The following is a 26,547-nucleotide window of genomic DNA, read 5'->3' as shown; positions in this document are numbered from 1 at the left end:
TTGTCGGTGCGAGGCGTGGGCTCGCAAATGTGGGGCGGAGGATACGCGGGTTTGCTTTGGAATCCCAGTGGTAAGTGGTGTGGAATCATTGGGTTAGGGGGATTCAGGGGGAAAGCAGGGGGCTGCTGCGCAGCCCAGCGGGAGCAAGCTCCCTCGCCACAAAAGCTCTCTGCCACAAAAGCTCCTGCCACAGCTCCTACTGCGGTTCCTGCCACTGTTTCTGGCCTTGGGTGGGTTAGTCGGACACTGGCGGTCTCTGTTTGTTGAGGGTTGACCACCAGAACACCCAGCCGATCACGTGGATGTGTTGCTTGTCGATCTGTTCTGCGCTGAAGACTTCGTCGGGGTAGGCGGCGCTGTTGTGGCTGCGCAGCCGTAGCCGATTACCGGGGATTCGGTGCAGGTATTTGATGCGCAACATGCCGTCATGTTCGAGGGCGTAGATTTGGCCGTCGACGATTTGGGTCAGGCCACGGTCGATGGCGAGGGTGGAGCCGTCTTCTATACGTTCGGCCATGCTGTCGCCGATCATGGTGGTGCAGATGGCGTCGTTGGGGTCGATTTCGAGGGATTCGAGGTGGCTGCGGGGCAGGCGGATGGATTGGTCGGGGATTTCGGTGATGTGGGTTTTGGTTTCGCCGGGGGCGATGGGGACTTCCTTGTAGAAAGGCAGTTCGATGTCCATGGGTTCCGCCACGCTGTAGACGCCGTCGTTTTCGGCGGCTTCATAGGTGGTGCCGGGTCCGAGGCCCAGTGGGGTCTGCGGGCCTTCGCCGGTGGCGAGCCATTGCGGGCTGACGGTGAGCAGGCCGGCGATGCTGTAGATGCGCCCTGGCGGGATGCCACGGTTGAACCAGTTGTTCACGTGTTGGGATTTCACGCCGTATAACTTCGCGAAGTCGGCGGATCGGATGTTCGCTTCTCTGAGAAGGGCTCTGAAGCGGTCGCCACTGGAATGTATTTTCATAAACGGAAAGTTTAGGGGCGACTGTGTTTTCAGCAATAAACATGTCGTGCAAATTTATAAGATGATCTTTCCGTTTGCAGGAATCAAAACTGGCAGGTTAAACGCATTTAAACACTGCCAATACGAGATTGTATTAACGATGCTCCAGGCATAAAAAAACCCCGGTTAACCGGGGTTCTTTTTTAGTTCAGTCTCAGCCTTTGTAAGCGGCAACCGACTTGGTGATCGCTTCGCGGGCGGCGTCTGCGCCGGCCCAGCCTTCGATCTTGACCCACTTGCCTTTTTCAAGGTCTTTGTAGTTCGCGAAGAAGTGCTCGATCTGCTGGATCAGCAGTGGCGGCAGGTCGGTGTATTCCTTCACGTCGACGTACAGTTGCGACAGTTTGTCGTGTGGTACTGCGATGACTTTGGCATCGCCGCCGCCGTCGTCGGTCATGTTCAGGATGCCGACTGGACGGGCGCGGATGACCGAGCCTGGGGCCACTGGGTATGGGGTCACGACCAGTACGTCGAGGGGGTCGCCGTCGTCGGCGAGGGTGTTGGGGATGTAACCGTAGTTGGCCGGGTAGAACATCGGGGTGGCCATGAAACGGTCAACGAACAGGCAATCGCTGTCTTTGTCGATTTCGTATTTGATCGGGGCGTGGTTGGCCGGGATTTCGATCGCGACGTAGATGTCGTTCGGCAGGTCTTTGCCAGCCGGAATCTTGCTGTAGCTCATTGGGCGGTGCCCCCGTTAGTTGACCAGATGACTGGTCGGATTGACCAAAAAGTGGCGGCGATTATAGGCATATTTGGTCGCTGTTGCCACGTTACCAGGGTCTTAGAGACCTTAGTATGACGCCTGATAGACCGGATCTTCGGCCTGAAGTTGCCGCAGCCGGGCCAACGGATCCTGGCGGTAGAACGCCTTGAGTTGTTCATAGACCTTGGGATAGGCCTGGTGCAGCAGGTCCGGGGCGCTGAAGAAGTATTCGCTGGTGACGGCGAAGAACTCGGCCGGGTTTTCGGCGGCGTAGGGGTCGATGGCGGTTTCTGCGTCGGGGTTGTGGTCGAGTTGGCGGTCGAGGTCGTCGAAGGCTTGTTGCATGGCGTCGGCCCAGTCGCTGACGCGCATGTCGGCGTGCAGCGGTGGCAGGCCGTTGGCGTCGCCGTTGAGCATGTCGAGTTTGTGCGCCAGTTCGTGGATCACCAGGTTGTAGCCGTCCCAGCCGCCGCTGGCCATGACGCCGTCCCAGGCCAGGATGATCGGGCCTTGGGGCCAGGCTTCGCCGCTGTGTTCGCCGTCCCACTCGTGCTCGATGCCGCTGGCGTCGCGGTAGCGCTGGGGGCTGAGGAAGTCGTCGGGGTAGAGGACGATTTCGTGGAAGCCCTGGTACCAGTTCAGCTCGCCGAGGTGCATCAGTGGCAATTGGGCTTGGGCGGCGAGCAGCAGGCGTTGTTCCTGGTGCAGTTCGACGCCGGGCAGGGCGGTGAGGTGTTTATCGTGGAGGAACAGCACGCAGGCTTCCCGTAGCCATTGGTCCTCGGCGGCGCTGATGCCGTCGAGGAAGCTCAATTGTTGGCGCACCCGGTGCCAGGTGTCGTCGGCCACGGGGTGTTTGGCGAGGGTGCGACGGCGGCGCCAGTTGCTCAGGGACCACATCGGCGATCAGCGCGTTTCGGCTTTGGAGCCGCGTTGGCTCATTTTGCTGCGCACCAGGCCAATGATCATTGGCAGCAGCGACAGCAGGATGATGCCGACCACCAGCAGCGACAGGTTTTGCTTGATGAAGGGCACGTTGCCGAAGAAGTAGCCGAGGGTCACCAGGCCACCGACCCACAGGATGGTGCCGAGCACGCTGAAACCGAAGAAGCGTGGGTATGGCATCTTGCCAACCCCGGCGACGAAGGGCGCGAAGGTGCGGATGATCGGCAGGAAGCGCGCCAGGGTCACGGTTTTGCCGCCGTGTTTGTCGTAGAAATCGTGGGTTTGTTGCAGGTAATCGCGGCGGAAGATTTTCGAGTTGGGGTTGCTAAACAATTTTTCGCCAGCGGTGCGGCCGATGAGGTAGTTGGTGCTGTCGCCGAGGATGGCCGCGAGCATCAACAGGCCGCCCAGCAGAACGGGGTCCATGGCGCCACCGGCGGCGACGGCGCCAGCGATGAACAGCAGCGAGTCGCCCGGCAGGAACGGCATGACCACCAGGCCGGTTTCACAGAAGATCACCAGGAACAGGATGGCGTAGATCCACGTTCCGTAGTTGGTCACCAGCATGTCGAGGTAGACGTCGAGATGCAGAATGAGGTCGAGGGGGTTGAAATCCATGCATAACACCTTGGTGGCGGCCCGACTCGGCGGGGCTGGTGGGTCTGGCTTTGAGTATGACTACGGCGCGTGTAGCTTTTTCTTACAAGCCTGGAAGAGCGGCATTATACGGTGGGATGGGGGGAGTGCGGGGTGAGTTTGTAGCTGGGGGTTTCTGAGAGAAGGGCTGAGGCGACTCGGACTGCTTTTGTGGCGAGGGAGCAAGCTCCCTTGCCACAAGGGTTTCACTTGCCACAAGGTTTCACCCAGTCAGAGAGGTCAAAGGCCTTCGCTGATCGGCAACACGTAGTTCTTGAACTCGGTGTCTTCCTTGAAGCCGATCGATTCGTAGGTTTTCTGTGCGACTTCGTTGTTGCTGCTGGTGGAGACGCGCATGCGGACGGCGTTGGTTTCCTTGGCCATTTTTTTTGCGGTGCGGATCAGGTTGTCGGCGACGAGTTGGCGGCGGGCGTCTTCGGCGACGTAGATGTCGTTGAGGATCCACACGCGCTTGAGCGATAGCGACGAGAAGCTTGGGTAGAGCTGGCAGAAGCCGAGCAATTTGCTGTCGTCGTCATCCGGCAGGGCCAGGTAGATCACCGATTCCTTGCGGCGCAGGCGCTTTTCCAGGAAGGCCCGGGACGAATCCGGAAAAGGCAGCGAGCCATAGAATTCCCGGTATTTGACGAACAACGGGGTCAGCAGGTCCAGGTGTTCCAGCGTCGCTTGGATAATCCGCATGGTAGGTCTCGTCTGCAAAGGTCGACATGAAGTCTGACAACAACGGCGGACTGCCGTGCCAAGATGCTGCCTGAAAGCGGATCAAAAGCGCAATCGCATGACCGGTTCAGCTTGGGGGCGGCGCCAGTAGGAAATTACCTTTCATATCGGCAGCGTTTTCCGACTCTAGAGTGTGAAGCTGGGCCTCGTCCTTCAGATTCACCCCCGAAAGCTGCCGGCGACAGGCCTCGCGCATCAGGTAGATCAGGCGATGGGCCGCCATGCCGTAGCTCAAACCTTCGAGGCGGACGTTGGAGATGCAGTTGCGGTAGGCGTCGGTCAGGCCGACCTTGGGGTTGTAGGTGAAATACAGCCCCAGGCTGTCGGGGGAGCTGAGGCCGGGGCGTTCGCCGATCAGGATCACCGACATTTTTGCGCCAAGCCGCTGTGCCACTTCATCGGCCACGGCGACCCGGCCCTGTTCCACCAGGACCACCGGCGACACTGACCAGCCTTCCGCGGCGATCTGTTCTTCCAGCCGCGCCAGGAACGGCAAGGTATGGCGATGCACCGCCAGCGCGGACAGGCCATCGGCGACGACGATGGCCAAATCCACGCCGCCGGGATGAGCCGCCGCGTAGTCCTGCAGGATCTGCGCGGAAGCGTCGTCGAGCCGTCGCCCCAGGTCCGGGCGTTGTAGATAACTGTTGCGGTCGCTGGCCGCGCTGTGGAGCAGCAGGCTTTCACGGCCGCGCTCATCCAGTTGTGCGCGAATGTCCTGGTGGTCGAACGCCAGGTGCACGGCATCGCGAGCCTGGGCGTGGGCGAATTGGAAATCCAGTTGCGCCGAGGTCGGCAGGCTGGTGCCGGTGCGGCCCAGGGCGATGCGCGCCGGGGTGAGGTTGCGCAGGTTCAGCCAAGGGTTTTGCGAATCGACAGGTTTTTTATCCATGGGCAACTCACTCATAAAATGTGGCTCATCCCAAATGCGCGAGGGCGTGACGAAACGCCGGTGGCAGGTTGTCGCCGAACCGCACCCGGCCATCGGCCTGGGTGAAGATGCCCATGTTCGCCAGCCAGGTTTCGAATTCCGGCGCCGGCTTGAGGCCCAGGGTCTGGCGGGCGTAGAGGGCGTCGTGGAACGAGGTGGTCTGGTAGTTGAGCATGATGTCGTCGGAACCGGGGATGCCCATGATGAAGTTGATCCCGGCCACGCCCAGCAGGGTCAGCAGGGTGTCCATGTCGTCCTGGTCGGCTTCGGCGTGGTTGGTGTAGCAGATGTCACAGCCCATCGGCACGCCGAGCAACTTGCCGCAGAAATGGTCTTCGAGGCCGGCGCGGATGATCTGCTTGCCGTTGTACAGGTACTCCGGGCCGATGAAGCCTACAACCGTGTTCACCAGGAACGGGTTGAAATGTCGTGCCACGGCGTAGGCTCGCGTCTCGCAGGTCTGTTGATCGACGCCGTGGTGGGCGTTGGCCGACAGCGCACTGCCCTGGCCGGTTTCGAAATACATCAGGTTATTGCCGAGAGTGCCGCGATTCAGGCTGAGCCCGGCGTCGTAGCCTTCCTTCAAGATGCTCAGGTTGATGCCGAAACTGGCGTTGGCCGCTTCGGTGCCGGCGATGGACTGGAACACCAGGTCCAGGGGCACGCCGCGGTTGGCCGCTTCGATGGAGGTGGTGACGTGGGTCAGCACGCAGCCTTGGGTGGGGATGTCGTAGCGCTGGATGATGGCGTCGAGCATCTCCAGCATGGCGCAGATCGAGGCCGTGCTGTCGGTGGCCGGGTTGATGCCGATCATGGCGTCGCCGTTGCCGAAGAGCAGGCCGTCGAGGATGCTCGCGGCAATGCCGGCGGGTTCGTCGGTCGGGTGGTTGGGCTGCAGGCGGGTGGACAGGCGTCCGCGCAGGCCGAGGGTGCCGCGGAATTTGGTGACCACGCGGATTTTCTGCGCCACCAGCACCAGGTCCTGCACGCGCATGATCTTCGAGACAGCGGCGACCATTTCCGGCGTCAGGCCCGGGGCCAGTTCGCGCAGGCTCTGTTCATCGGCGGCTTCGCTGAGCAGCCAGTCGCGAAACCCGCCGACCGTGAGGTGGCTGACGGCGGCGAAGGCTTGTTTATCGTGGGTGTCGACGATCAATCGGGTGACTTCGTCCGCCTCGTAAGGAATCAGCATTTCTTGCAGGAAATGACTGAGGGGCAAGTCAGCCAAAGCCATTTGCGCGGCCACGCGTTCGCCATCGTTGAGCGCGGCGATCTTGGCCAGGAAGTCCCCGGAGCGCGCCGGGCTGGCCTTGGCCATCAGGTCTTTGAGGCTGTCGAAGCGGTAGGTCTGGGCGCCGACCGTGTGTGCAAAGCTGGCCATACAGGTTCTCCGTGACGGCGCCGCTGGGCGGCGCCGTGGTTTTCGGCACGTTACGGCTTAGTGCAGGGCTTCTTCGGCTTTTTGAATGGCCGCGAATTCCTCTTCGGGCGTGCCTGCGACCAAGTGATGCCGACTGTAGAAGGCAAAGTAAGCAATTAACACTCCATAGATGATCGCGGCGCCGATCACTACCCGAGGATCGACCAGGAAGCCCGCCACCACGGCGATGCACGCCAATACCAGGGCCACGCCCGAGGTGAAGATGCCGCCCGGCGTGCGGTAAGGCCGGTCCATTTTGGGGCGACGGATGCGCAGGGTGATGTGCGCGGCCATCATCAGCACGTAGGAAATGGTCGCGCCGAACACCGCTACCAGAATCAGCAGGTCGCCCTGGCCGGTCAGCGACAGGCCGAAACCGATGATGCCGGGAATCACCAGTGCCAGGACCGGTGCTTTGCTTTTATTGGTTTCCGAGAGTTTGCGTGGCAGGTAGCCGGCGCGGGACAAGGCGAAGATCTGTCGCGAGTAGGCGTAGATGATCGAGAAGAAGCTGGCGATCAAACCGGCCAGGCCGACGAGGTTGACGAAGCTGCCCATCCAGGTCGAGCCGCCGTAGGCCTTGGCCAGGGCTTCCACCAGCGGGTTGCCCGAGGCCATCAATGCGTTGGAGCCGGCGCCGCCCGGGCCGATCACCAGGATCAGCAGGGCGAAGGCCACCAGCACCAGCATTGAGCCGATCAGGCCGCGAGGCAGGTCGCGCTTGGGGTTCTTGGTTTCTTCAGCGGCCAGGGGCACGCCTTCCACGGCGAGGAAAAACCAGATCGCATAAGGGATGGCCGCCCAGACGCCGACGTAGCCGAAGGGCAGGAACGAGCTGGCCCCTGCGGCCTCGGTGACCGGGATGTCCAACAAGTTGGCGACGTTGAAGTGCGGCACCATCGCCACCAGGAAAACCCCCAGCGCCAGGGCGGCGACGGCGGTGATGATGAACATCAGCTTGAGGGCTTCGCCGACACCGAATATGTGGATGGCGATGAAGATGATGTAGAAAGCCAGGTAGATCATCCAGCCGCCAATGCCGAACAACGACTGGCAATAGGCGCCGATGAACACGGCAATCGCCGCCGGCGCGATGGCGTATTCGATCAAAATCGCCGTACCCGTGAGAAACCCGCCCCAGGGCCCGAAGGCGCTGCGGGCAAAGCCGTAGCCGCCGCCGGCAGTGGGGATCATCGAGGACAGCTCGGCGAGGGAAAAGCACATGCACAAATACATCGCGGCCATCAGCAGCGTGGCGAGGAACATCCCGCCCCAGCCGCCCTGGGCCAGGCCGAAGTTCCAGCCGGCATAGTCACCGGAAATGACATAGGCCACGCCAAGGCCCACCAGCAGGACCCAGCCCGCCGCGCCTTTTTTCAGTTCGCGTTGTTGGAAATATTCGGAGCCGACTTTTTCGAAGTCGACCGAGGACGTTGCCGGTTGCGGGTTTGCATGATCGCTTGGCATATGGGTTTACCTGTTTTTATTGTTTTTTGGCCCTGTTGGAGCGGGGCTGCTCTTGAAACCGGTGTGTTGCATACAGCATGGATGCAAGCTGGACCGCCGCTATCGTCGGATCGCCGCCCGGAGCAAGCTCGCTCCCACAGTGGATCTGTTGCCAACCCTGGGAACGAGTTATCCACAGATCCCTGTGGGAGCGAGCTTGCTCCGGGCGGCGATCCGACGATAGCCATCTAAAGGGCGAAGCAGCATGAACTGCCCCGCCCTTTTTACTTAGAAGAACCCCAATGGATTGATGTCGTAGCTCACCAGCAGATTCTTGGTCTGCTGGTAGTGGTCGAGCATCATCTTGTGCGTCTCGCGACCGACGCCGGACTTCTTGTAGCCACCGAACGCGGCGTGCGCCGGGTACAGGTGATAGCAGTTGGTCCAGACGCGACCGGCCTTGATCGCCCGGCCCATGCGGTAGGCGCGGTTGATGTCGCGGGTCCAGAGGCCGGCACCGAGGCCGAACTCGGTGTCGTTGGCGATCGCCAGGGCTTCGGCTTCGTCCTTGAAGGTGGTGATGCTCACTACCGGGCCGAAGATTTCTTCTTGGAACACGCGCATTTTGTTGGTGCCCTTGAGCAGGGTCGGCTGGATGTAATAACCGCTGGCGAGGTTGCCTTCGAGTTTTTCCACCTGGCCGCCGGTCAGCAGTTGCGCGCCTTCGCCCTTGGCGATTTCCAGGTAGGACAGGATCTTGTCGAATTGCTGCTCGGACGCCTGGGCGCCGACCATGGTGTCGGTGTCCAGCGGGTCGCCGCGCTTGATCTGTTCGATCTTCTTCATCACCACTTGCATGAACTCGTCGTAGATCGACTCCTGCACCAGGGCGCGGGATGGGCAGGTGCAGACTTCACCCTGGTTGAAGAATGCCAGCACCAGGCCTTCGGCGGCTTTTTCGATGAAGCTTGGCTCGGCCTGCATGATGTCTTCGAAGAAGATGTTCGGCGACTTGCCGCCCAGCTCCACGGTGGACGGGATGATGTTCTCGGCGGCGCATTTCATGATGTGCGAGCCGACCGGGGTGGAACCGGTGAAGGCGATCTTGGCGATGCGCTTGCTGGTGGCGAGGGCTTCGCCAGCTTCTTTGCCGAAGCCTTGCACCACGTTGAGCACGCCCGGCGGCAGCAGGTCGCCGATCAGCTCCATGAGCACGCAGATGCCCAGCGGGGTTTGCTCGGCGGGCTTGAGCACCACGCAGTTACCGGCGGCCAGGGCCGGGGCGAGTTTCCAGGCGGCCATCAGCAGCGGGAAGTTCCACGGAATGATCTGCCCGACCACGCCCAGCGGTTCATGGATGTGGTAGGCCACGGTGTTGCCGTCGATCTCGGCGGCGCTGCCTTCCTGGGCCCGCAGGCAACCGGCGAAGTAGCGGAAATGGTCGGCGGCCAGGGGGATGTCGGCGTTGAGGGTTTCGCGCACGGCCTTGCCGTTGTCCCAGGATTCGGTGATCGCCAGCACTTCAAGGTTGGCTTCGATGCGGTCGGCGATTTTCAGCAGGATCAGCGAACGGGCCTGGACCGAGGTGGCGCCCCAGGCATCGGCGGCGGCGTGGGCGGCGTCCAGGGCTTTGTCGATGTCTTCGGCCGTGGAGCGCGGGAATTCGGCAATGGGCTGGCCATTGACCGGGGACGTATTGGTGAAGTACTGACCTTTGACAGGCGCGACGAACTCGCCGCCGATGTAGTTACCGTATTTAGCCTTGAACGAAACGATAGCGCCTTCAGTACCGGGGTGAGCGTAACGCATGATGAGTTCTCCTTGGCTTTTGTGCTTATTAGGGAGCCGCGCAAATTCGCGCTGGTACTTAAGCCTAGAGCAAAGGTTGGGCCATTGCCTTGCAGGGCCCGGAAATCAAGACTTTAGGAGGAGATCGTCGGATAAACGGAGGGGCCTTGTCACGCTTGTGATACGCAGGGTGTGACAGTTTGTGCCATGACTGAGACAGTCTGTGACCGGCAGGTCGCGCCAGCATTGCAAAGGTCGATGGGCTGGAGGATGCTGAGGACCGCTACCCTCGGGGAGAACAATAAGAAATGCACAGCAACCATTTGAGTCGCCATGCCCAGCAAGTCCTGACGGTCACTCAGGGCAAGGCCCATTTACAGGGGCCTGGCAGCGATCCGTCGATTGCCCGTTCCTGGCTGCGCTGCCTTGAGGACTATCACCTCGACCCGGCCCAGAACCTGGCGCCGACGGTGCTCGAGCATGGCCGGGTGCTGGAAAGCCGCGAGCGCCTGCAGCAGGTGTTGCACATCGCCGGCACTGAAATGACCAGCCTGCATCAACAACTCTCCGGCGCCGGCCACGCGGTGCTGCTGACCGACGCCCGGGGCGTGATCCTCAACTGCGTCACCGCCCCCAGCGAACGGAAGATTTTCGAACGGGCCGGCCTCTGGCTCGGCGCCGACTGGAGCGAAGCCTGCGAAGGCACCAACGGCATCGGCACCTGCCTGGTGGAACGCCAGGCCCTGACCATCCACCAGGAAGAACACTTTCGCGGTCGCCACACGGGCCTGACCTGCTCGGCCAGCCCGGTCTTCGATCCCCAGGGCGAGTTGCTGGCGGTGCTCGACGTGTCTTCGGCCCGGCCGGACGTGTCGCGCCAGAGCCAGTTCCACACCATGGCCTTGGTCAATCTCTCGGCGAAGATGATCGAGAGCTGTTATTTCCTCCGTTGTTTCGACAATCAATGGCTGCTGCGCTTTCACTTGCAGGCCGAGTCCGTGGGGCTGTTCAGCGAAGGGCTGATGGCGTTCGACGGCGAAGGGCGGATCTGCGCGGTCAACCAGAGCGCGCTGAACCTGCTCGGGCACATGCGTGGCGGCTTGCTTGGCCAACGGGTCGAGGACTTCTTCGACTGTTCGCTGGATGAACTGATGGGCCGGGCCAGCGCCCAGGCCAGCGCCAGTTGGCCGCTGCGTACCCGCGATGGTCGGCATTTGTTCGCCGTGTTGCGTGGCCAGCCGCGCAGCATACCGGCGCCTGTCGCGGCGGCCTTCAAAGTGGTCGAGCCCGCGCGTCTGCCGGGGATCTGCCTGGGGGATGCGGCGTTGCAGGAGCATTTTCGCAAGGCGCTGCGGGTGTTCGAGCGCGATGTGCCGCTGCTGATCCACGGTGAAACCGGCTCTGGAAAGGAGGCGTTCGCCAAGGCTGTGCACCACGCCAGCCAGCGCGCCGGGAAAAATTTCGTCGCCCTCAATTGCGCGGCCATTCCGGAAAGCCTGATCGAGAGCGAGCTGTTCGGTTATCGCGGCGGCAGTTTCACTGGCGCCCGCAAGGAGGGCATGCGTGGCAAGCTGCAGCAGGCCGACGGCGGCACGCTGTTCCTCGATGAAATCGGTGACATGCCCTTGGCCTTGCAGACCCGTTTGCTGCGGGTGCTGGAGGATCGCCAGGTGGTGCCCATCGGCGGCGAACCGGAGCCGGTGAACGTGCGCATCATCAGTGCCACCCACCGACAGTTGCTCGACCGGGTGGGGGACGGCAGTTTTCGCGAGGATTTGTATTACCGCCTCAATGGCTTGGAAATCCCGCTGCCGGCGCTGCGTGAGCGCAGTGATAAATCGCAGCTGCTGGATTTCCTGTTGGCTGAAGAGAGCGGCGCCGAACCGGTGTTTATCGACGAACCGGCGCGTCAGGCATTGCTGGGCTTCGACTGGCCGGGCAACGTGCGGCAACTGCGCAATGTGCTGCGCACCCTCGCTGCGTTGTGCGACGGCGGGCGGATTGAACTGGAGGATCTGCCGGCAATGATCCGCCAGCGTCCAGTTGCGGTGGTCGAAACCCCGACCGAGCATCCGTTGGAAGATGCCGAACGCCTGGCATTGCTTGATGCGCTGGAACGTCAGCGCTGGCACATGACCCACACCGCCGAACAGCTGGGGATCAGCCGCAATACCCTCTACCGCAAGCTGCGTAAACACGCGATTGCCCGCTGAACCGCATTCATCCTGGAGAAATGCGGTCAACTGTGGGAGCGAGCTTGCTCGCGATGACGGCAGCACATTCAACATTGTTGGAGGCTGATAGACCGCTATCGTCGGATCGCCGCCCGGAGCAAGCTCGCTCCCACAGGGGATTTGTGGTGTCCAGGCGGCGTGAAGTCTAAACACAAGGTGCGATTTTCCCCTCCCTACGCTAACCTGCGGCCATGTTTACGAGGTCGACTATGCACATCCATATTCTCGGTATTTGCGGCACTTTCATGGGTTCGATGGCGGTCCTCGCCAAGGAGCTGGGCCATCACGTGACCGGTTCCGACGCCAACGTTTATCCGCCCATGAGCACGCAGTTGGAGGCCCAGGGCATCGAGCTGACCCAGGGCTATGACCCGGCGCAACTGGACCCGGCGCCGGATCTGGTGGTCATCGGCAACGCCATGTCCCGTGGCAACCCGGCGGTGGAGTACGTGCTCAACAAAGGCCTGCCGTACGTGTCCGGGCCGCAGTGGCTGGCGGATCACGTGTTGCAGGGCCGTTGGGTCCTGGCCGTGGCCGGCACCCATGGCAAGACCACCACCAGCAGCATGCTCGCCTGGGTGTTGGAGCACGCCGGCATGAGCCCGGGCTTTTTGATCGGTGGCGTGCCGCAGAATTTCTCGGTGTCGGCGCGCCTGGGCGGGACGCCGTTCTTCGTGATCGAGGCTGACGAATACGACAGCGCGTTTTTTGATAAACGTTCGAAGTTTGTCCACTACCGTCCGCGCACGGCGATCCTCAACAATCTTGAGTTCGATCATGCCGACATCTTTCCCGATTTGCCGGCCATCGAGCGACAATTCCACCATTTGGTGCGCACCATCCCCAGCGAAGGCCTGGTGATTCACCCGACCACTGAGCCGGCGTTGCAGCGCGTCATCGAGATGGGCTGCTGGACCCCGGTGCAAACCACCGGCGCGGGCGGGCAGTGGCAGGTGAAGTTGCTCAAGGAAGACGGTTCTGAGTTCGAAGTGATGTTCGAGGGCCAGTCCCAAGGCGTGGTCGAGTGGGACATGACCGGCCAGCACAACGTTGCCAACGCTCTGGCAACCTTGGCGGCGGCCCGTCATGTCGGCGTGGTGCCGTCCATGGGTATCGCTGCGTTGAGCGCGTTCAAAAGCGTGAAGCGGCGGATGGAGAAAGTCGCCGAGGTACGCGGCATCACCATTTACGACGACTTCGCCCACCACCCGACCGCCATTGCCACTACCCTCGACGGCTTGCGCAAACGCATCGGTGATGCGCCGCTGATTGCGATCATTGAGCCGCGCTCCAACTCCATGAAGCTCGGCGCCCACCGTGACGGCCTGCCGGAAAGCGTGGTCGATGCCGACCAGGTGATCTGGTACGCACCGGCCAACCTGGGCTGGGACCTGGGCGCCACCGCCGCGCTGTGCACGGTACCGTCGATTGTCAGCGATTCCCTGGAAGGCATCATCGAGCGCGTGAAGAGCCAGGCCCAGCCCGGGACTCATGTGGTGATCATGAGCAACGGCGGCTTCGGCGGCCTGCACGGCAAACTCGCCGAGGCGCTGAAATGAACACGCGTATGCAGGACGGCGGCCCGGAACGCATCACGCTGGCAATGACCGGGGCTTCCGGGGCCCAGTACGGCTTGCGCCTGCTCGATTGCCTGGTGCGCGAAGACCGCGAGGTGCATTTCCTCATCTCCAAGGCCGCGCAGTTGGTGATGGCGACTGAGACCGACGTGACCCTGCCACCCAAGACCCAGATGATGCAGGCCTTCCTCACCGAATACACCGGTGCGGCGGCGGGGCAGATTCGTGTGTACGGCAAGGAAGACTGGATGTCGCCGGTGGCCTCGGGTTCCGGCGCGCCAGCGGCGATGGTAGTGGTGCCGTGTTCCACCGGCACGCTCTCGGCGATTGCCACCGGGGCCTGCAACAACTTGATAGAGCGGGCGGCGGACGTCACGCTCAAGGAGCGCCGCCAGTTGATCCTGGTGCCGCGGGAAGCGCCGTATTCGAGCATTCACCTGGAGCACATGCTCAAGCTGTCGAACATGGGCGTGACCATCCTGCCGGCGTCGCCGGGTTTCTATCACCAGCCGCAGACCATCGACGACCTCATCGATTTCGTGGTCGCGCGGATTCTCAACCTGCTGAACATTCCCCAGGACATGTTGCCGCGCTGGGGCGAACATCATTTGAGCAGTGATGAATAAGCTGCTGGCGGTGTTGCTGGCCTTGCTACTGACTGGTTGCGCCACCGTCCGCACCCTCGACGCCGCGAAGCCGGGGGCGCCGGTGGTGTACGCGGGGACACGCCTGGACTTGTACGCCCTCAACGGAGGCTGCTGCGCCAAGGACCGTTTTGGCGCCGAGGCACCGAGCTATCCGGGTCTCGACCTGCCGGGGAGTGCACTGCTGGACACCTTGTTGTTGCCGTTGTCGTTGTTTACGGCGCTGGGCGTGGGGTTCCAGGCGACAGGTGGGCTGTAACGTTGAACTGCCCACAACCTGTGGCGAGGGAGCTTGCTCCCGCTGGGCTGCGGAGCAGCCCCAAGCTTTTCCCCCCTGAAATCCAAGGCGACTGCTGCGCAGTCGAGCGGGAGCAAGCTCCCTCGCCACGATGATCGCGTTGTCCCTGGCGTTATTTGCCAAGCCTACGCAACTCATCCGACTCCACCACCCGCACCCCATCCTGTTCTTCCAACGCCAGACGCCACATGGCCCGGGCCAGTTGGCAGGCTTCGATGCCGTGGTACTTGCCTGGGATCAGCTTCGACAACGGCCCGGCCAGTTGCTCGGCCAGGCGCGGTTCGACGCGGTCGCCCAGTAACAGCGAGGGGCGGCAGATGGTCAATTGCGGCCAGTCCTGGGCCTTGAGGGCCGCCTCCATTTCGCCTTTGACCCGGTTGTAGAAAATCGACGACTTCGCGTCTGCATTCAACGCACTGATCACAATCAGATGCCGTGCGCCCAGCTCCCGGGCACGTTTGGCGAAGGCCACCACCAGGTCCAGGTCCACCGCGCGAAACGCCTGTTCGGAGCCTGCTTTCTTGATGGTGGTGCCGAGGCAGCAGAAGGCGATGTCGACCGGGCCTTCCAGCCGTTGCAGCAACTCGGCCGGTTCCCCAACCGGGTTTTCCAAGTGCGGATGCTCGGCCAGTGGCCGGCGCGAGGGCGCCAGTACCCGGGTGATGGTCGGCTCATTGAGCAGCCGGTCCAACAAGTGTTCCCCGGTCAGCCCGGTCGCGCCGGCGAGCAAAACATGCTGAGGCGTCAAGTACATAGTGTCTCTCCCCTTGATACGATTCAGCTTAGTTGCTCTTTTTGCCCCCGTCGTTCAGTGCAGCACTTTGCAATGCTTTTCGCGCCTGTTGCTTGCGCAGCAATTGCCAGTGGGACAAGACCGTCCTCGGCGCCCAGATCTGCGGTTCCGATGCCTCGAAATTGTCCGCCTGCTCGCGTTCGGCAACGATGCCCTTGGCGCGCTTGAAGGCTTGTTCCAAGTCGTCGGTCTGGTTGAGCGCCTGGGCGAACAGGGCGTCGCCGAAATAAGTGAAGTTGGCCTCCTCGGAACAACCGAACGACACCCGATCGGCCCGGGATGCCGTCATGACCAATGTACGTTCATCCTTGAGCGCCGGAATGAAGCCACCGGAATAGCAGGCCGAGATGACCACGATCTTGTCGCGATTCTTCAGCGGCGCCAGCACCGCGGCCAGTTCATCGGCCGGCAGGTCGGCCAGCTCCATGCGCGGCTGGTCGAGCACCAGTTCGTGCTCGCTGGTGCCGTGGCTGGTCAGGTAGATGAACACCAGGTCTTCCGGGCCGCTGCGTTCGGCCAAGGTGGCGGCGGCGCGGCGCAGGCTCTCGCGGCTGGCCATGGGCCGGTCGCCGAGGTGGTCGCGGTGGTTCACCAGGCGGATCTGGCCGAACGCGCCGAAACGGCTGGCGAGCATATTGGAAACATAGTCGGATTCGCGCAGGAACACGCTTTGCTTGCCGTCGCCGCCCAGGGTCAGGCTGTACAGCTCCACTGCCGGCGTCGATGCGGGGATGCTGGCGAGGGCCTCGTCGAGGAGACGGCCCTGGGCCAGGATGCCGCGTTCAAGCACGTCCGGCAGCAGCCTGCCATCGGCGTCGCGTATCCGCTGGCCGTTGACCCAGGTGCCGCTTTGCACGGTGCCGTCGGTGAGCACGAGGGTGCCGCGCCCGTGATAGCTGTCGCCTTCGAACTGGCCGATGTAGAAGCTGCCATCGGGCAGGTTGAGCCGGCCCTCGCCGGTGAAACGCCATTCATTGAAGTGGCCGAGGTAATGGCTACCGTCGGCGCCAATCAATTCGCCCTTGCCGGTCAGCGCGCCATCCTTGAACTGGCCGATCCAGACATCGCCGTCGGCATTTTCGTAGCGACCGCGACCGTTGAGTTGGTTATTCCGGAAGCCGCCGATGTAGACGTCGCCGTCGGCACTGTTGAAGGTACCCTTGCCCTGGAGCTGGCCGTCGACGAAATGCCCGGTGAACTGGTTGCCGCTGGCATCGAAGCGCTGGCCTTCGCCGTTGGGCTTGCCATTGACGAATGGGCCTTGATACTGGCTGCCATCGTCGAGTTCGAGGCGTCCGAGACCGGAATATCGGTCGGCCTTGAACTCGCCCCGATAGGTCATGCCGTTTTCCTTGAGCGTCCCTTCGCCGTTCCGCCGGCCCAGCTTGAAACCCCCGGTGTAGCTGCTGGTCGGCGTGGTCAGGCTGCCCTGGCCATGGAACAGGCCTTGCTGGAACTGGCCGCGATAGACCTCGCCGTTACTGCCGTGCCACTCGCCGGTGCCATGCCACTGGCCCTTGTCGAACTGGCCGGCGTACCAACTGCCGTTGGGGTAATCGATGCGGCCCTGGCCTTGCAACAGGCCGTCCACCAAATCGCCGCGATAACGCCCGCCATCGGGCAGGCGTGCGTCGGGAGGCAACAGCGATTCGCCATCGCCACAAGCGGTGAGCAGGAGGGCCAGGGTCAGGGGTACAAGTGCGCGCATAACGGGATCCAAGTAATCAGGCGACGAGTATGCCGCAGCTATGCGCGTTGAAGCGATGCGAAACTGCATGAGCGGTTTCGCGACCGCGAGGGTTTACACGAAGCAGAGCGACAGCGGCTCGGCGATGTAGGCCGGTTTTTCCGAGCCTTCGATTTCCAGGGTGGCGGTGGCCTTGAGCAACCATTGGCCGGGTTTTTTCTCGGTCACGTCCACCAGTTCGACCTTGAGCCGGACCTTGGAATCGACTTTTACCGGCTGGATGAAGCGCACGCTATCCAGCCCGTAGTTGACGACCATCTTCACGCCCTCGGGCAGGATCAGGATGTCTTCCATCAATTTGGGCATCAGCGACAGCGACAGGAAACCGTGGGCGATGGTGCTGCCGAACGGGGTCTGCGCGGCCTTGACCGGATCGACGTGGATGAACTGGAAGTCGCCGGTGGCTTCGGCGAACAGGTTGATGCGTTCCTGATCGATGGTCAGCCAATCGGAACATCCCAGTTCCTTGCCGACATAATCCTTGAGCGCTGTAACGGGAACGTAGGGCATTGAGACTCTCCTTGGTTCATCTGTCCTGCTTTTATGGAACGGGGATCTGCGCCCCCGAGAACCACTGTAGATCAACATGGTCGACCGCGAAGGTCATCGACCATGCTTTTTACGAATGCCGAACCATAGCGTGGGCGTGCTTATAATGCCGGCGCATTCTTTGGACACGTGTTGCGGGGAGAGAGCGGATGTTGCTAAGGGGCCTGACCTGGCTGGTGCTGTTCCAATTGCTGGGCACTGCCATCAACCATTTGTTCCTGCCGATCCTGCCGGGGCCGATCGTTGGTCTGCTGCTGATGCTGGGCTACCTGATCGCTCGCGGCGAAGTCAGCGAACCGTTGAACCTGGCCGCCAGCAGCCTTCTGCGTTACCTGCCGTTGTTGCTGGTGCCGCCGGCCGTGGGGGTGATGGTCTACGCCCGGGCGATCGCCGCCGATTTCTGGGCGATTGTCGGTGCGCTGGTGCTCTCGCTGGTCCTGTCGGTAGCCTTGACGGGGGTGCTGATGCAGCGCCTGGCCCGGCGCCACGGTGTCGAGCCGGAGGACGCGCCATGATGTTCGATTGGCAGGGCGCCTGGACCTCGGTCATCCACCATCCCTTGTTCGGCATCGGGATCACCTTGGGCGCCTATCAATTGGTGCTGGCGGCATTCGAAAAGACCCGTTGGGTGTTTTTGCAGCCGGTATTGATGTCGATGCTGGTCTTGATCGGCGTGCTGGTGGGCTGCGGCATCAGCTACGCCGAATACCGCAAGAGCACCGAGATCCTGAGCATCCTGCTGGGGCCGGCCACCGTAGCGCTGGCGGTGCCGCTGTACTTGAACCTGCGGCGAATCCGCCAATTGTTCTGGCCGATTTTTACTACGCTGGTGATAGGCGGGGTGTTTGCCACCGGCTCCGCCGTGGTGCTGGGCTGGGCGTTTGGCGCCGAGCACATGATCCTGATGACGATGGCGCCCAAGTCGGTGACCTCGCCGATCGCCATGCTGGTGGCCGAGCAGATCGGTGGCGTCGCAGCGATGGCGGCAGTGTTCGTGCTGATTACCGGCGTACTCGGTGCGATCCTGGGTCCGAGCATTTTGACCCGGTTGGGTGTCCACAGTCCTGAAGCTCGGGGCATGGCCCTGGGCCTGACTGCCCATGCGGTGGGCACGTCGGTGGCGTTGCAGGAAAGCGAGGAGTCCGGTGCTTTCGCGGCCCTGGCGATGAGTTTGATGGGCGTGGCCACGGCGGTGCTGCTGCCGCTGGTGGTGTCGATGACGGTTTAAGGAACGAGTTATGAGCTTGCCGCTGTTTCCGTTGAACACCGTGTTGTTCCCCGGTTGCATTCTCGATCTGCAGATATTCGAGGCGCGTTACCTCGACATGATCGGGCGCTGCATGAAAAAAGGCGAAGGTTTCGGCGTGGTGTGCATCCTCGATGGCGAGGAAGTCGGCATCGCGCCCGATGGCTACGCACGGGTCGGGTGTGAGGCGCTGATCACCGATTTTTCCCAGCAGGAAAACGGCCTGCTGGGCATTCGCGTGCAAGGCGGACGGCGTTTCCTCGTGCACAGCAGCAGCGTCCAGGCCGATCAACTCACCGTGGCGCAAGTCGAGTGGTTGGAGGACGAACCGGAGCAACCGTTGCAGGATGAAGATGCCGACCTGGTGGCGCTGCTCAAGGCCCTGGCCGAACATCCGATGGTCGAGGCATTGAACATGGGCACCGAAGCCACGGGCCAGCAGTCGCTTGCCAATCAATTAGCCTATCTGTTGCCGTTCAATGAATTGGACAAGATCGACTTGCTGCAACTCGACGACCCGCAACAACGCCTGGATGCGATCCAGGCGTTGCTCGATGAGTTGCAGGGCGAGCTGTTTGCCTGACGATCAATAGGCATATCGCAACATCGCATGCGGCAGGTGCCGCAGGGCGAAGAAGCTGAAGGCCGCCGCCAGCGCTGGCAGAACCAGCCACCAGACTTTCGGCGACATGGCGCGCAGCGGCTCCTGGCGCTGGCTCAGCCACAGGACGGCGGCGCAGACGGTGGCGGCGAGCAGGGCGCCTGCGACGATGTCGCTCGGCCAGTGGGCGCCGAGGTAGACCCGCGAGAGGGCGATGGCCAGCGCCGGCAGCGAGCCGAGTAACAGCCAGGTCAGGCGCAGGCGCGGCGGCTGACCGCGGCCGGCCAGAATCGCCAGGCTCAGGAACAGCGCGAAGGCGCCGGAGGCATGGCCGCTGGGCATGCTGTAGCTGGTCAAAGGCTCGCTCAGGATCTCCGGGCGCACGCGGGCGAAGAACAGCTTCAAGCCGGTGTTGGCCAGGGCGGTGAACAGCATCGTGCCCCCGGCAAAAATCGCCTGTCGCCACTGCCGCGCCAACAGCAGCAACCCGGTTACCAGGCTGCAGACGATCAGCATGTAGCGGAATTCACCGATCAGCGTGAACGTCACCGCGATTTCGTCCAGCGTCGCGCTGCGGTGTTCCTGGACCAGGGCAATCAGGCCCTGGTCGAAGGCTGTCAGGTAGCGGAAACCGACGAACATACCGATCAGGATCGCCAGGCCGATACTTGCGATGATCGCCGAGGCATGGCGATGGCGACGCAGGCTGCTGTTGACGCTCAGGCCGAGCATCACGGCGATACTGCCGATGACCACGCCGGCCTGTGGCCAGAACCCTTCGGGCAGCGGCAGGCGGAATGCCGCCCCCGTCGCCCAGCCCGGCAACAGGTAGGCCACGGTCCAGCCCGCCGCCGCTACTACGCTGACGGCCGCGAAGCGCGGGAACGGCATGTCGCACATCCCGGCCACCATCGGCAGCATCGGCCTCAGCGGGCCGATGAAGCGCCCCACCAGGAGGCTGGCGATGCCGTAGCGCTGGAAATAGCTTTCCGCCGCGCTCATCCATTCAGGATGATGCCGCAGCCCCGGCAGGCGCCGGATGTTCTGATGGAAATGCCGACCGAGGAAGTACGACACCAGGTCCCCCAGCAATCCGCCGAGAAGGCCCAGCAGCAAGGTTTCGCCCAAGGACAACGCGCCGCTGCCGGCCAGCACCGCGATGGCGAACAGCAAGACCGTGCCCGGCACGATCAGCCCGGCGATGGCCAGGCATTCAACGCAAGCAACGACAAACACCGCCACCGCCAGCCACTGCGGGTTGACGGTCAGCCAACCGGTAATGCTATCGAGCCATGGGCCCATAAAGACAACTCCATAGAATGTTGATGCCCCACTGTGGGAGCGAGCTTGCTCGCGATAGCGGTTTGTCAGTCAAACCAACTCTGCTGACCCGACGCCATCGCGAGCAAGCTCGCTCCCACAATGGGACGGCGTAGTGTTCAGGAAAGCAAAAAATAATCTCGGCCCTCGACCTGTCCACGCCGCAGCGGGTTGCGCGTGCACCATGGTGCGTAGGCAGCATCGACGAAGCGGTAGGGCAGGTGTTCGTCCCGTCCGAGCGGAATGCCCAGGCGAGTGGTCTGGATCACGTTGACCGTCGGCACACCCACGTCTTCCACCAGCAACCGTTCAGGGTCGAAGCGCTTGGCGTCCCAGTCCGGCACTTTCAGGCCCAGGGCCTTGCATAGCAAGGTCTGCCCGGCACAAAGCTTTTGCGGCGAACGTGGCCGGCCTTGGGCGTCGGGGTTGTTGAGCAGCATCTGCGCCAGGCTGTCCGGGCCGCTGATGGCATCCACCCAGGGATACGCCGATTTGATCAATACCGCATTGCCCGGGCCTTGCGCGCTGAAATTCAGCGAATCGCCGCCGCGAGCGTAATACATATAGATGTGCCCGCCGTCCAGGAACAAAGCCCTGCGCTTTTCCGTGTAGCCCAGGGAGGCGTGGCTGCCTTTCTCGGCGAAGTAGTAGGCTTCGGTCTCGATGATTCGGGCGCTGAGCCAGAGGCCGCCAACCTTGTGGCGAATGACTTTGCCCAGCAGGTCCCGGGCGAGCTCTTGGGCGTCACGGTCAAAAAAAGCGTGTGGCAAAGCAATGGGCGCGGGATGTGATTCGGTCATGGCGATGGATGAAGTAGGGCCAAAAGTAGCGCGATGATAACAACGGATAGCTTAATTACCGCTGAACATTCGTGGAAACAGTCACGATTGAGGCCCGTTTTGCGCCTCCGCCGGTCACCGCTGCGAGTCCATGCTGTTAGTCGAGGGTTACGACAGCTATAATCTGCCGCTTTCCTCTTTGCCAAGACCACACAGACCATGACTGAGTCCGTTCTTGACTACATGACCCGCCTGGGTCGCGCCGCCCGCGAAGCGTCGCGCGTCATCGGCCGTGCCAGCACCGCGCAGAAAAACCGCGCCCTGCAGGCCGCCGCCAACGCGCTGGACGCCGCTCGCGCCGAGCTGTCCGCCGCCAACGAGCTGGACTTGGCCGCTGGCCGGGCCAACGGCCTGGAACCGGCCATGCTCGAACGCCTGGCGCTGACCCCGGCACGCATCGACGGCATGATCGTCGGTTTGCGCCAGGTCGCGGCACTGCCGGACCCGGTCGGGGCGATCCGCGACATGAGCTATCGGCCATCGGGTATCCAGGTCGGCAAGATGCGCGTGCCGCTGGGCGTGGTCGGGATCATCTACGAGTCGCGGCCGAACGTGACCATCGACGCCGCGAGCCTGTGCCTGAAGTCCGGTAACGCGACCATCCTGCGTGGCGGTTCCGAGGCGATTCATTCCAATCGCGCCATTGCCGCCTGCATCCAGCGCGGCCTGGCCGAAGCCAACCTGCCGGCCGCCGTCGTGCAAGTGGTGGAAACCACTGATCGCGCCGCAGTCGGCGCGCTGATCACCATGCCAGAGTTCGTCGACGTCATCGTCCCGCGTGGCGGCAAGGGTCTGATCGAACGGGTCAGCCGTGACGCCCGCGTGCCGGTGATCAAGCACCTGGACGGCATCTGCCACGTCTACGTCAGTGCCCACGCCGACTTGCCAAAGGCCCAGCGCATCGCGTTCAACGCCAAGACTTACCGTTATGGCATCTGCGGTGCGATGGAAACCCTGCTGGTGGATCAGGCCGTAGCCCAGCAATTCCTGCCGTCGATGGCTGCCCAGTTCCGCGAGAAAGGCGTCGAACTGCGTGGTTGCGAACGCACGCGAGCGATCATCGAGGCCGTCGCGGCCACGCAAGAAGACTGGGACACCGAATACCTGGCGCCGATTTTGTCGATCCGCGTGGTCGACGGTCTGGACCAGGCGATCGAGCATATCAACCGCCATGGCTCCCACCACACCGACTCCATTGTCAGCGAACACCAGGGCGAAGCCCGGCGTTTCGTGGCGGAAGTGGACTCGGCCTCGGTGATGATCAATACCCCGACCTGCTTCGCCGATGGCTTTGAATACGGATTGGGTGCCGAGATCGGCATTTCTACTGATAAGCTGCACGCCCGCGGCCCGGTGGGCCTCGAAGGGCTGACCTGCGAGAAGTACATCGTGGTCGGTGACGGCCAGTTGCGCGGACAGGAGCCGGCCTGACTTGGGCGACCTCGACCTGTCAGCCGCAGTGACGATAACCCTGCCCCGGCGCATCGGTATCCTGGGCGGTACGTTCGACCCGGTGCACATCGGCCATTTGCGCGGTGCGCTGGAAGTTGCCGACGCCCTGGCCCTCGATGAGCTGCGCCTGACACCCAGTGCCCGGCCGCCTCATCGGGATACGCCGCAGGTGTCGGCCCGGGATCGCCTGGCGATGGTCGAGTGCGCGGTGGCCGGTGTGGCACCGTTGGTGGTGGACGCCCGCGAATTGCAGCGGGACAAACCGTCCTACACCATTGATACCCTGGAGCTGATGCGCGCCGAACTGGCCGCCGATGCCCAGGTTTTTCTGCTTCTGGGCTGGGACGCATTTTGCGGCCTGCCCACTTGGCATCGCTGGGAAGAGTTGCTCCAGCATTGCCACATCCTGGTGCTGCAACGCCCGGATGCCGACAGCGAACCGCCGGATGCCTTGCGCAACCTGCTGGCGGCGCGCTCGGTGAGCGACCCGCTGGCCCTCAAGGGGCCGAGCGGACAGATTGCATTCGTCTGGCAGACGCCGCTCGCGGTATCCGCCACCCAGATCCGTCAACTGCTGGCCAGCGGTAAGTCGGTACGTTTCCTGGTGCCCGACGCGGTCCTGGCCTACATCGATGCGCACGGTCTATACCGTGCGTCGAACTGAACAAGGCGTGCTCCGCCGACACGAATCCACGTGTACCGAGCAGCCGAACACATGAGCAAAACGAGTTTTTTATGACTGACAAAGACCTGAACAAAGTAAAGCGCAAGGGCACCTTCAAGAGCGCCCCGCTGCCGGTAGAAGCGCACACCGGCGTGGCGCTGACCGGCGAAGAGCTGGTCAAGGTGGCCGTGGCGGCCCTGGAAGACGTCAAGGCCCAGGACATCCAGGTGATCGACGTTCGCGAGAAGCAGAGCATCACCGACTACATGATCATCGCCACCGGTACCTCCAACCGCCAGATCGGCGCGATGCTGGACAAGGTCCGCGAAGCGGTCAAGGCCCAGGGCGTCAAGCCGCTGGGTGAAGAAGGCAAGGGCGACAGCGACTGGGTCCTGTTGGACATGGACGATGTCATCGTGCACATGATGACCGCCTCGGCGCGCCAGTTCTACGACCTGGAACGCCTGTGGGCCGGCGCCGAGCAGAGCCGCTCCGCCAGTGCCGCGCACCACAGCCCGGAAAACACCCATGAGCACTTCACCAAGCTCAACAAAGACCAGCAATAAGGGATCGCTGTGCGACTGCGCCTGATCGCCGTCGGTTCTCGCATGCCCAAGTGGGTGGAAGAAGGCTGGCATGAATATGCCAAGCGTCTTCCGTCCGAGCTGGCCCTGGAACTGGTGGAAATTCCGCTCAATACCCGCGGCAAGAACGCTGACGTGGCGCGCTTTATCCGCCAGGAAGGCGAAGCCATGCTGGCCAAGGTCGGGCCGAACGAGCGCATTGTCACCTTGGAAGTCCACGGCAAGCCCTGGAGCACCGAGCAATTGGCGGTCGAGCTCGATCGCTGGCGATTGGATTCGCGTACGGTCAACTTCATGGTCGGTGGCCCGGAAGGGCTGGCGCCGGAAGTCTGTGCGCGGGCCGATCAACGCTGGTCGTTGTCGCCCCTGACGTTGCCGCACCCGCTGGTGCGGATCCTCATCGGCGAACAGTTGTATCGTGCCTGGACAGTCTTGTCCGGGCACCCTTATCACAAGTAATCCTGCCCCCATGCCCCAGCCGATCCGCATCAAGGACCACGAAAAAGACGCCCGCCTGGTGCGGGGCCGCGTCGTGTTCGGCGCTATTGCCGTGGTCGCGCTGATCGGCGTGTTGATTGCGCGGTTGTATTTCCTCCAGGTCATCCAGTACGAGTACCACTCGACTCTGTCGGAGAGTAACCGTGTCCACGTGCAGCCGATTCCACCGACTCGCGGGCTGATTTTCGACCGCAACGGCGTGGTGGTGGCGGATAACCGGCCCAGCTTCAGCCTGAGCATGACTCGCGAGCGTTCCGGCGACTGGCAGAAAGTCCTCGACGTGATTGTCGAGGTTTTGCAGCTGACGCCCGAGGACCGGGCGATCTTCGAGAAGCGCATGCGCCAGGGCCGACGCCCCTTCGAGCCGGTGCCGATCATGTTCGAGCTGACCGAAGAGCAGATCGCGCTGATCGCCGTGAACCAGTTCCGCCTGCCTGGCGTCGAGGTGGTGGCGCAACTGGTGCGGCATTATCCCCAGGGGCCGCACTTTGCCCACTCGGTCGGCTATATGGGGCGGATCAACGAGAAAGAGCTCAAGACCCTCGATCCGGTCAACTACAGCGGCACCCACCATATCGGCAAGACCGGCATCGAGCGTTTCTACGAGGCCGAGCTGCACGGCCAGGTAGGTTACGAGGAAGTCGAGACCAACGCCCGGGGCCGCGTATTGCGTGTGCTCAAGCGCACCGACCCGATTCCGGGCAAGGACATCGTCCTGAGCCTGGACATCAAGTTGCAGGAAGCCGCAGAAGCGGCACTGGGCGGTCGGCGTGGCGCGGTGGTGGCGTTGGACCCCAACACCGGTGAAGTCCTGGCGATGGTCAGCCAGCCGAGCTTCGACCCGAACCTGTTCGTCACCGGCATCAGCTTCAAAGCCTACGCCGAGCTGCGCGATTCCATCGATCGTCCGCTGTTCAACCGCGTGCTGCGCGGCCTCTATCCGCCGGGATCGACCATCAAGCCGGCCGTGGCGATTGCCGGGCTGGATGCCGGCGTGGTCACGGCGTCGAGCCGCGTCTATGACCCTGGCTATTACCAACTGCCGAACTACGACCACAAATACCGCAACTGGAACCGCACCGGTGACGGCTACGTGGACCTGGAAACGGCGATCATGCGCTCCAACGACACCTACTTCTATGACTTGGCCCACAAGCTGGGGATCGATCGGTTGTCGTCCTACATGAACAAGTTCGGTCTCGGCCAGAAAGTGTCCCTGGACATGTTCGAAGAATCGCCGGGCCTGATGCCGTCCCGGGAGTGGAAGCGCGCCACCCGCCGCCAGGCCTGGTTCCCCGGTGAGACCCTGATCCTGGGGATCGGCCAGGGCTACATGCAGGCCACGCCCTTGCAACTGGCCCAAGCCACGGCGCTGGTGGCGAGCAAGGGCAAGTGGTATCGCCCGCACCTGGCCAAGACCATCGAAGGCCAGAAACCGGTGGACCCGGACCCGGTGCCGGATATCATCCTGCGCAATCCGTCGGACTGGCAGAAGGTCAACATCGGCATGCAACAGGTGATGCACGGTGCCCGGGGGACGGCGCGCAAGGCTTCCATCGGCGCGCAATATCGGATTGCCGGCAAGAGCGGTACCGCCCAGGTCGTGGCGATCAAGCAGGGTGAAAAGTACGACCGCTCCAAGGTCCAGGAACGTCATCGCGACCACGCCTTGTTCGTTGGCTTCGCGCCGGCCGACGATCCGAAGATTGTCGTCTCGGTCATGGTCGAGAACGGTGAGTCCGGTTCCGGCGTCGCCGCTCCGGTGGTGCGCCAGGTCATGGACGCCTGGCTGCTGGATGAGCACGGCCAGCTCAAGCCCGAATTCGCAAGCCCGATCAGCGCGGAGGCTACGGCCCGTGAAGAATAATTTCGACCGCATCCT

At 62.6% G+C, this 26,547-nt stretch carries 26 protein-coding genes; 12 read left to right on the top strand and 14 right to left on the bottom strand.

Annotated features, from left to right (window positions below; genetic code table 11):
- Positions 1-235 precede the first annotated feature (235 nt).
- From J3P79_RS23430 to exaC, 9 genes are all read right to left on the bottom strand, one after another.
- Positions 236-967, bottom strand: coding sequence for a LexA family transcriptional regulator (locus J3P79_RS23430; protein ID WP_434605975.1), 732 nt, complete (start codon positions 965-967; stop codon positions 236-238).
- 193 nt (positions 968-1,160) lie between these two features.
- On the bottom strand, positions 1,161-1,688 hold the full coding sequence (ppa, locus tag J3P79_RS23425) for an inorganic diphosphatase (protein WP_003205933.1): 528 nt from the start codon (positions 1,686-1,688) through the stop codon (positions 1,161-1,163).
- A 111-nt stretch (positions 1,689-1,799) separates the two neighbouring features.
- Entirely contained in the window at positions 1,800-2,612 is an 813-nt protein-coding gene (locus tag J3P79_RS23420; RefSeq protein WP_434605973.1) for a zinc-dependent peptidase, read from the bottom strand.
- Between the two features lie 6 nt (positions 2,613-2,618).
- Positions 2,619-3,275 (bottom strand): DedA family protein, encoded by a 657-nt coding sequence (locus tag J3P79_RS23415; protein ID WP_434605971.1) that lies wholly within the window; start codon positions 3,273-3,275, stop codon positions 2,619-2,621.
- A 258-nt stretch (positions 3,276-3,533) separates the two neighbouring features.
- Positions 3,534-3,995, bottom strand: coding sequence for a GNAT family N-acetyltransferase (locus J3P79_RS23410; protein ID WP_039594296.1), 462 nt, complete (start codon positions 3,993-3,995; stop codon positions 3,534-3,536).
- 106 nt (positions 3,996-4,101) lie between these two features.
- Positions 4,102-4,926 carry an ethanolamine ammonia-lyase subunit EutC gene (gene eutC, locus J3P79_RS23405; protein WP_434605969.1) on the bottom strand — a complete coding sequence of 275 codons (825 nt, stop codon included), beginning with the start codon at positions 4,924-4,926 and terminating at the stop codon, positions 4,102-4,104.
- A 25-nt stretch (positions 4,927-4,951) separates the two neighbouring features.
- Positions 4,952-6,346, bottom strand: coding sequence for an ethanolamine ammonia-lyase subunit EutB (locus tag J3P79_RS23400; protein WP_434605967.1), 1,395 nt, complete (start codon positions 6,344-6,346; stop codon positions 4,952-4,954).
- Between the two features lie 57 nt (positions 6,347-6,403).
- The gene (gene eat / locus J3P79_RS23395; protein WP_434605965.1) at positions 6,404-7,852 is read right to left on the bottom strand and encodes an ethanolamine permease; all 1,449 of its coding nucleotides are present in this window, start codon (positions 7,850-7,852) and stop codon (positions 6,404-6,406) included.
- Between the two features lie 267 nt (positions 7,853-8,119).
- Positions 8,120-9,640, bottom strand: coding sequence for an acetaldehyde dehydrogenase ExaC (gene exaC, locus J3P79_RS23390; protein ID WP_434605963.1), 1,521 nt, complete (start codon positions 9,638-9,640; stop codon positions 8,120-8,122).
- Between the two features lie 287 nt (positions 9,641-9,927).
- Between exaC and J3P79_RS23385 the strand changes: the two genes are divergently transcribed.
- The 4 genes from J3P79_RS23385 (at position 9,928) to J3P79_RS23370 (ending at position 14,333) form a co-directional block, all read left to right on the top strand.
- On the top strand, positions 9,928-11,832 hold the full coding sequence (locus J3P79_RS23385; protein ID WP_434605961.1) for a sigma-54-dependent Fis family transcriptional regulator: 1,905 nt from the start codon (positions 9,928-9,930) through the stop codon (positions 11,830-11,832).
- Positions 11,833-12,062: 230 nt separating this feature from the next.
- Positions 12,063-13,412, top strand: a complete 1,350-nt coding sequence (mpl, locus tag J3P79_RS23380; RefSeq protein WP_434605959.1) for a UDP-N-acetylmuramate:L-alanyl-gamma-D-glutamyl-meso-diaminopimelate ligase — start codon at positions 12,063-12,065, stop codon at positions 13,410-13,412.
- On the top strand, positions 13,409-14,056 hold the full coding sequence (gene ubiX, locus J3P79_RS23375) for a flavin prenyltransferase UbiX (protein ID WP_434605957.1): 648 nt from the start codon (positions 13,409-13,411) through the stop codon (positions 14,054-14,056). Before mpl ends, ubiX begins: the two co-directional genes overlap by 4 nt.
- Positions 14,049-14,333: a YceK/YidQ family lipoprotein gene (locus tag J3P79_RS23370; RefSeq protein WP_434605955.1), complete on the top strand. Its 285-nt coding sequence runs from the start codon at positions 14,049-14,051 to the stop codon at positions 14,331-14,333. Before ubiX ends, J3P79_RS23370 begins: the two co-directional genes overlap by 8 nt.
- A 151-nt stretch (positions 14,334-14,484) precedes the next feature.
- On the opposite strand, the gene J3P79_RS23365 is transcribed toward J3P79_RS23370, so the two are convergent.
- From J3P79_RS23365 to J3P79_RS23355, 3 genes are all read right to left on the bottom strand, one after another.
- The gene (locus tag J3P79_RS23365; RefSeq protein WP_045157037.1) at positions 14,485-15,126 is read right to left on the bottom strand and encodes an oxidoreductase; all 642 of its coding nucleotides are present in this window, start codon (positions 15,124-15,126) and stop codon (positions 14,485-14,487) included.
- Between the two features lie 28 nt (positions 15,127-15,154).
- Positions 15,155-16,873, bottom strand: coding sequence for a C13 family peptidase (locus J3P79_RS23360; protein ID WP_434605953.1), 1,719 nt, complete (start codon positions 16,871-16,873; stop codon positions 15,155-15,157).
- Between the two features lie 93 nt (positions 16,874-16,966).
- Positions 16,967-17,422 (bottom strand): MaoC family dehydratase, encoded by a 456-nt coding sequence (locus J3P79_RS23355; protein WP_434605951.1) that lies wholly within the window; start codon positions 17,420-17,422, stop codon positions 16,967-16,969.
- Between the two features lie 188 nt (positions 17,423-17,610).
- Here J3P79_RS23355 and J3P79_RS23350 point away from each other — a divergent pair, with 188 nt between their 5' ends.
- From J3P79_RS23350 to J3P79_RS23340, 3 genes are read left to right on the top strand one after another with little or no spacing between them, the layout of a single operon-like run.
- Complete coding sequence (locus J3P79_RS23350; RefSeq protein WP_434605949.1) at positions 17,611-17,976, top strand: CidA/LrgA family protein; 366 nt, start codon at positions 17,611-17,613, stop codon at positions 17,974-17,976.
- Positions 17,973-18,689, top strand: coding sequence for an LrgB family protein (locus J3P79_RS23345; protein WP_039594309.1), 717 nt, complete (start codon positions 17,973-17,975; stop codon positions 18,687-18,689). The genes J3P79_RS23350 and J3P79_RS23345 overlap by 4 nt, the downstream gene beginning before the upstream one ends.
- A 10-nt stretch (positions 18,690-18,699) precedes the next feature.
- A complete protein-coding gene (locus J3P79_RS23340) occupies positions 18,700-19,290 on the top strand; it encodes an LON peptidase substrate-binding domain-containing protein (RefSeq protein WP_039594310.1) in 591 nt (196 codons plus the stop codon).
- A gap of 3 nt (positions 19,291-19,293) precedes the next feature.
- Here J3P79_RS23340 and J3P79_RS23335 read toward each other — a convergent pair whose 3' ends face one another.
- Together J3P79_RS23335 and J3P79_RS23330 are read right to left on the bottom strand one after the other, a co-directional pair.
- Positions 19,294-20,610 carry a bifunctional DedA family/phosphatase PAP2 family protein gene (locus J3P79_RS23335; RefSeq protein ID WP_434605947.1) on the bottom strand — a complete coding sequence of 439 codons (1,317 nt, stop codon included), beginning with the start codon at positions 20,608-20,610 and terminating at the stop codon, positions 19,294-19,296.
- 137 nt (positions 20,611-20,747) lie between these two features.
- Entirely contained in the window at positions 20,748-21,428 is a 681-nt protein-coding gene (locus J3P79_RS23330) for a DNA-3-methyladenine glycosylase (protein ID WP_434605945.1), read from the bottom strand.
- Positions 21,429-21,626: 198 nt separating this feature from the next.
- Here J3P79_RS23330 and J3P79_RS23325 point away from each other — a divergent pair, with 198 nt between their 5' ends.
- The 5 genes from J3P79_RS23325 (at position 21,627) to mrdA (ending at position 26,532) form a co-directional block, all read left to right on the top strand.
- Complete coding sequence (locus tag J3P79_RS23325; RefSeq protein ID WP_434605943.1) at positions 21,627-22,898, top strand: glutamate-5-semialdehyde dehydrogenase; 1,272 nt, start codon at positions 21,627-21,629, stop codon at positions 22,896-22,898.
- A 40-nt stretch (positions 22,899-22,938) separates the two neighbouring features.
- The gene (gene nadD / locus J3P79_RS23320) at positions 22,939-23,583 is read left to right on the top strand and encodes a nicotinate-nucleotide adenylyltransferase (protein WP_181819116.1); all 645 of its coding nucleotides are present in this window, start codon (positions 22,939-22,941) and stop codon (positions 23,581-23,583) included.
- 71 nt (positions 23,584-23,654) lie between these two features.
- Positions 23,655-24,149, top strand: coding sequence for a ribosome silencing factor (gene rsfS, locus J3P79_RS23315; protein WP_434605941.1), 495 nt, complete (start codon positions 23,655-23,657; stop codon positions 24,147-24,149).
- Positions 24,150-24,158: 9 nt separating this feature from the next.
- The gene (gene rlmH, locus J3P79_RS23310; RefSeq protein WP_003185785.1) at positions 24,159-24,626 is read left to right on the top strand and encodes a 23S rRNA (pseudouridine(1915)-N(3))-methyltransferase RlmH; all 468 of its coding nucleotides are present in this window, start codon (positions 24,159-24,161) and stop codon (positions 24,624-24,626) included.
- A gap of 10 nt (positions 24,627-24,636) precedes the next feature.
- Positions 24,637-26,532: a penicillin-binding protein 2 gene (mrdA, locus tag J3P79_RS23305; RefSeq protein ID WP_434605939.1), complete on the top strand. Its 1,896-nt coding sequence runs from the start codon at positions 24,637-24,639 to the stop codon at positions 26,530-26,532.
- Positions 26,533-26,547: the final 15 nt, after the last annotated feature.

The organism is Pseudomonas sp. R1-7 (assembly GCF_051132105.1).
Lineage (GTDB): Bacteria > Pseudomonadota > Gammaproteobacteria > Pseudomonadales > Pseudomonadaceae > Aquipseudomonas.
The sequence above is the reverse complement of the archived record's forward strand: the minus strand, read 5'-3'. Positions and strand labels throughout refer to the sequence as shown.

Bases quoted from the DNA above. Each gene is read 5' to 3' on its own strand.
- J3P79_RS23430 (WP_434605975.1), bottom strand. From the start codon at position 967: ATGAAAATACATTCCAGTGGCGACCGCTTCAGAGCCCTTCTCAGAGAA.
- ubiX (WP_434605957.1), top strand. From the start codon at position 13,409: ATGAACACGCGTATGCAGGACGGCGGCCCGGAACGCATCACGCTGGCA.
- J3P79_RS23350 (WP_434605949.1), top strand. From the start codon at position 17,611: ATGTTGCTAAGGGGCCTGACCTGGCTGGTGCTGTTCCAATTGCTGGGC.
- mrdA (WP_434605939.1), top strand. From the start codon at position 24,637: ATGCCCCAGCCGATCCGCATCAAGGACCACGAAAAAGACGCCCGCCTG.
- rsfS (WP_434605941.1), top strand. From the start codon at position 23,655: ATGACTGACAAAGACCTGAACAAAGTAAAGCGCAAGGGCACCTTCAAG.
- J3P79_RS23370 (WP_434605955.1), top strand. From the start codon at position 14,049: ATGAATAAGCTGCTGGCGGTGTTGCTGGCCTTGCTACTGACTGGTTGC.
- mpl (WP_434605959.1), top strand. From the start codon at position 12,063: ATGCACATCCATATTCTCGGTATTTGCGGCACTTTCATGGGTTCGATG.
- J3P79_RS23345 (WP_039594309.1), top strand. From the start codon at position 17,973: ATGATGTTCGATTGGCAGGGCGCCTGGACCTCGGTCATCCACCATCCC.
- J3P79_RS23340 (WP_039594310.1), top strand. From the start codon at position 18,700: ATGAGCTTGCCGCTGTTTCCGTTGAACACCGTGTTGTTCCCCGGTTGC.
- J3P79_RS23325 (WP_434605943.1), top strand. From the start codon at position 21,627: ATGACTGAGTCCGTTCTTGACTACATGACCCGCCTGGGTCGCGCCGCC.
- J3P79_RS23365 (WP_045157037.1), bottom strand. From the start codon at position 15,126: ATGTACTTGACGCCTCAGCATGTTTTGCTCGCCGGCGCGACCGGGCTG.
- J3P79_RS23415 (WP_434605971.1), bottom strand. From the start codon at position 3,275: ATGGATTTCAACCCCCTCGACCTCATTCTGCATCTCGACGTCTACCTC.
- exaC (WP_434605963.1), bottom strand. From the start codon at position 9,640: ATGCGTTACGCTCACCCCGGTACTGAAGGCGCTATCGTTTCGTTCAAG.
- eutC (WP_434605969.1), bottom strand. From the start codon at position 4,926: ATGGATAAAAAACCTGTCGATTCGCAAAACCCTTGGCTGAACCTGCGC.
- ppa (WP_003205933.1), bottom strand. From the start codon at position 1,688: ATGAGCTACAGCAAGATTCCGGCTGGCAAAGACCTGCCGAACGACATC.
- J3P79_RS23355 (WP_434605951.1), bottom strand. From the start codon at position 17,422: ATGCCCTACGTTCCCGTTACAGCGCTCAAGGATTATGTCGGCAAGGAA.
- J3P79_RS23410 (WP_039594296.1), bottom strand. From the start codon at position 3,995: ATGCGGATTATCCAAGCGACGCTGGAACACCTGGACCTGCTGACCCCG.
- J3P79_RS23335 (WP_434605947.1), bottom strand. From the start codon at position 20,610: ATGGGCCCATGGCTCGATAGCATTACCGGTTGGCTGACCGTCAACCCG.
- J3P79_RS23330 (WP_434605945.1), bottom strand. From the start codon at position 21,428: ATGACCGAATCACATCCCGCGCCCATTGCTTTGCCACACGCTTTTTTT.
- J3P79_RS23400 (WP_434605967.1), bottom strand. From the start codon at position 6,346: ATGGCCAGCTTTGCACACACGGTCGGCGCCCAGACCTACCGCTTCGAC.
- J3P79_RS23360 (WP_434605953.1), bottom strand. From the start codon at position 16,873: ATGCGCGCACTTGTACCCCTGACCCTGGCCCTCCTGCTCACCGCTTGT.
- eat (WP_434605965.1), bottom strand. From the start codon at position 7,852: ATGCCAAGCGATCATGCAAACCCGCAACCGGCAACGTCCTCGGTCGAC.
- J3P79_RS23420 (WP_434605973.1), bottom strand. From the start codon at position 2,612: ATGTGGTCCCTGAGCAACTGGCGCCGCCGTCGCACCCTCGCCAAACAC.
- J3P79_RS23385 (WP_434605961.1), top strand. From the start codon at position 9,928: ATGCACAGCAACCATTTGAGTCGCCATGCCCAGCAAGTCCTGACGGTC.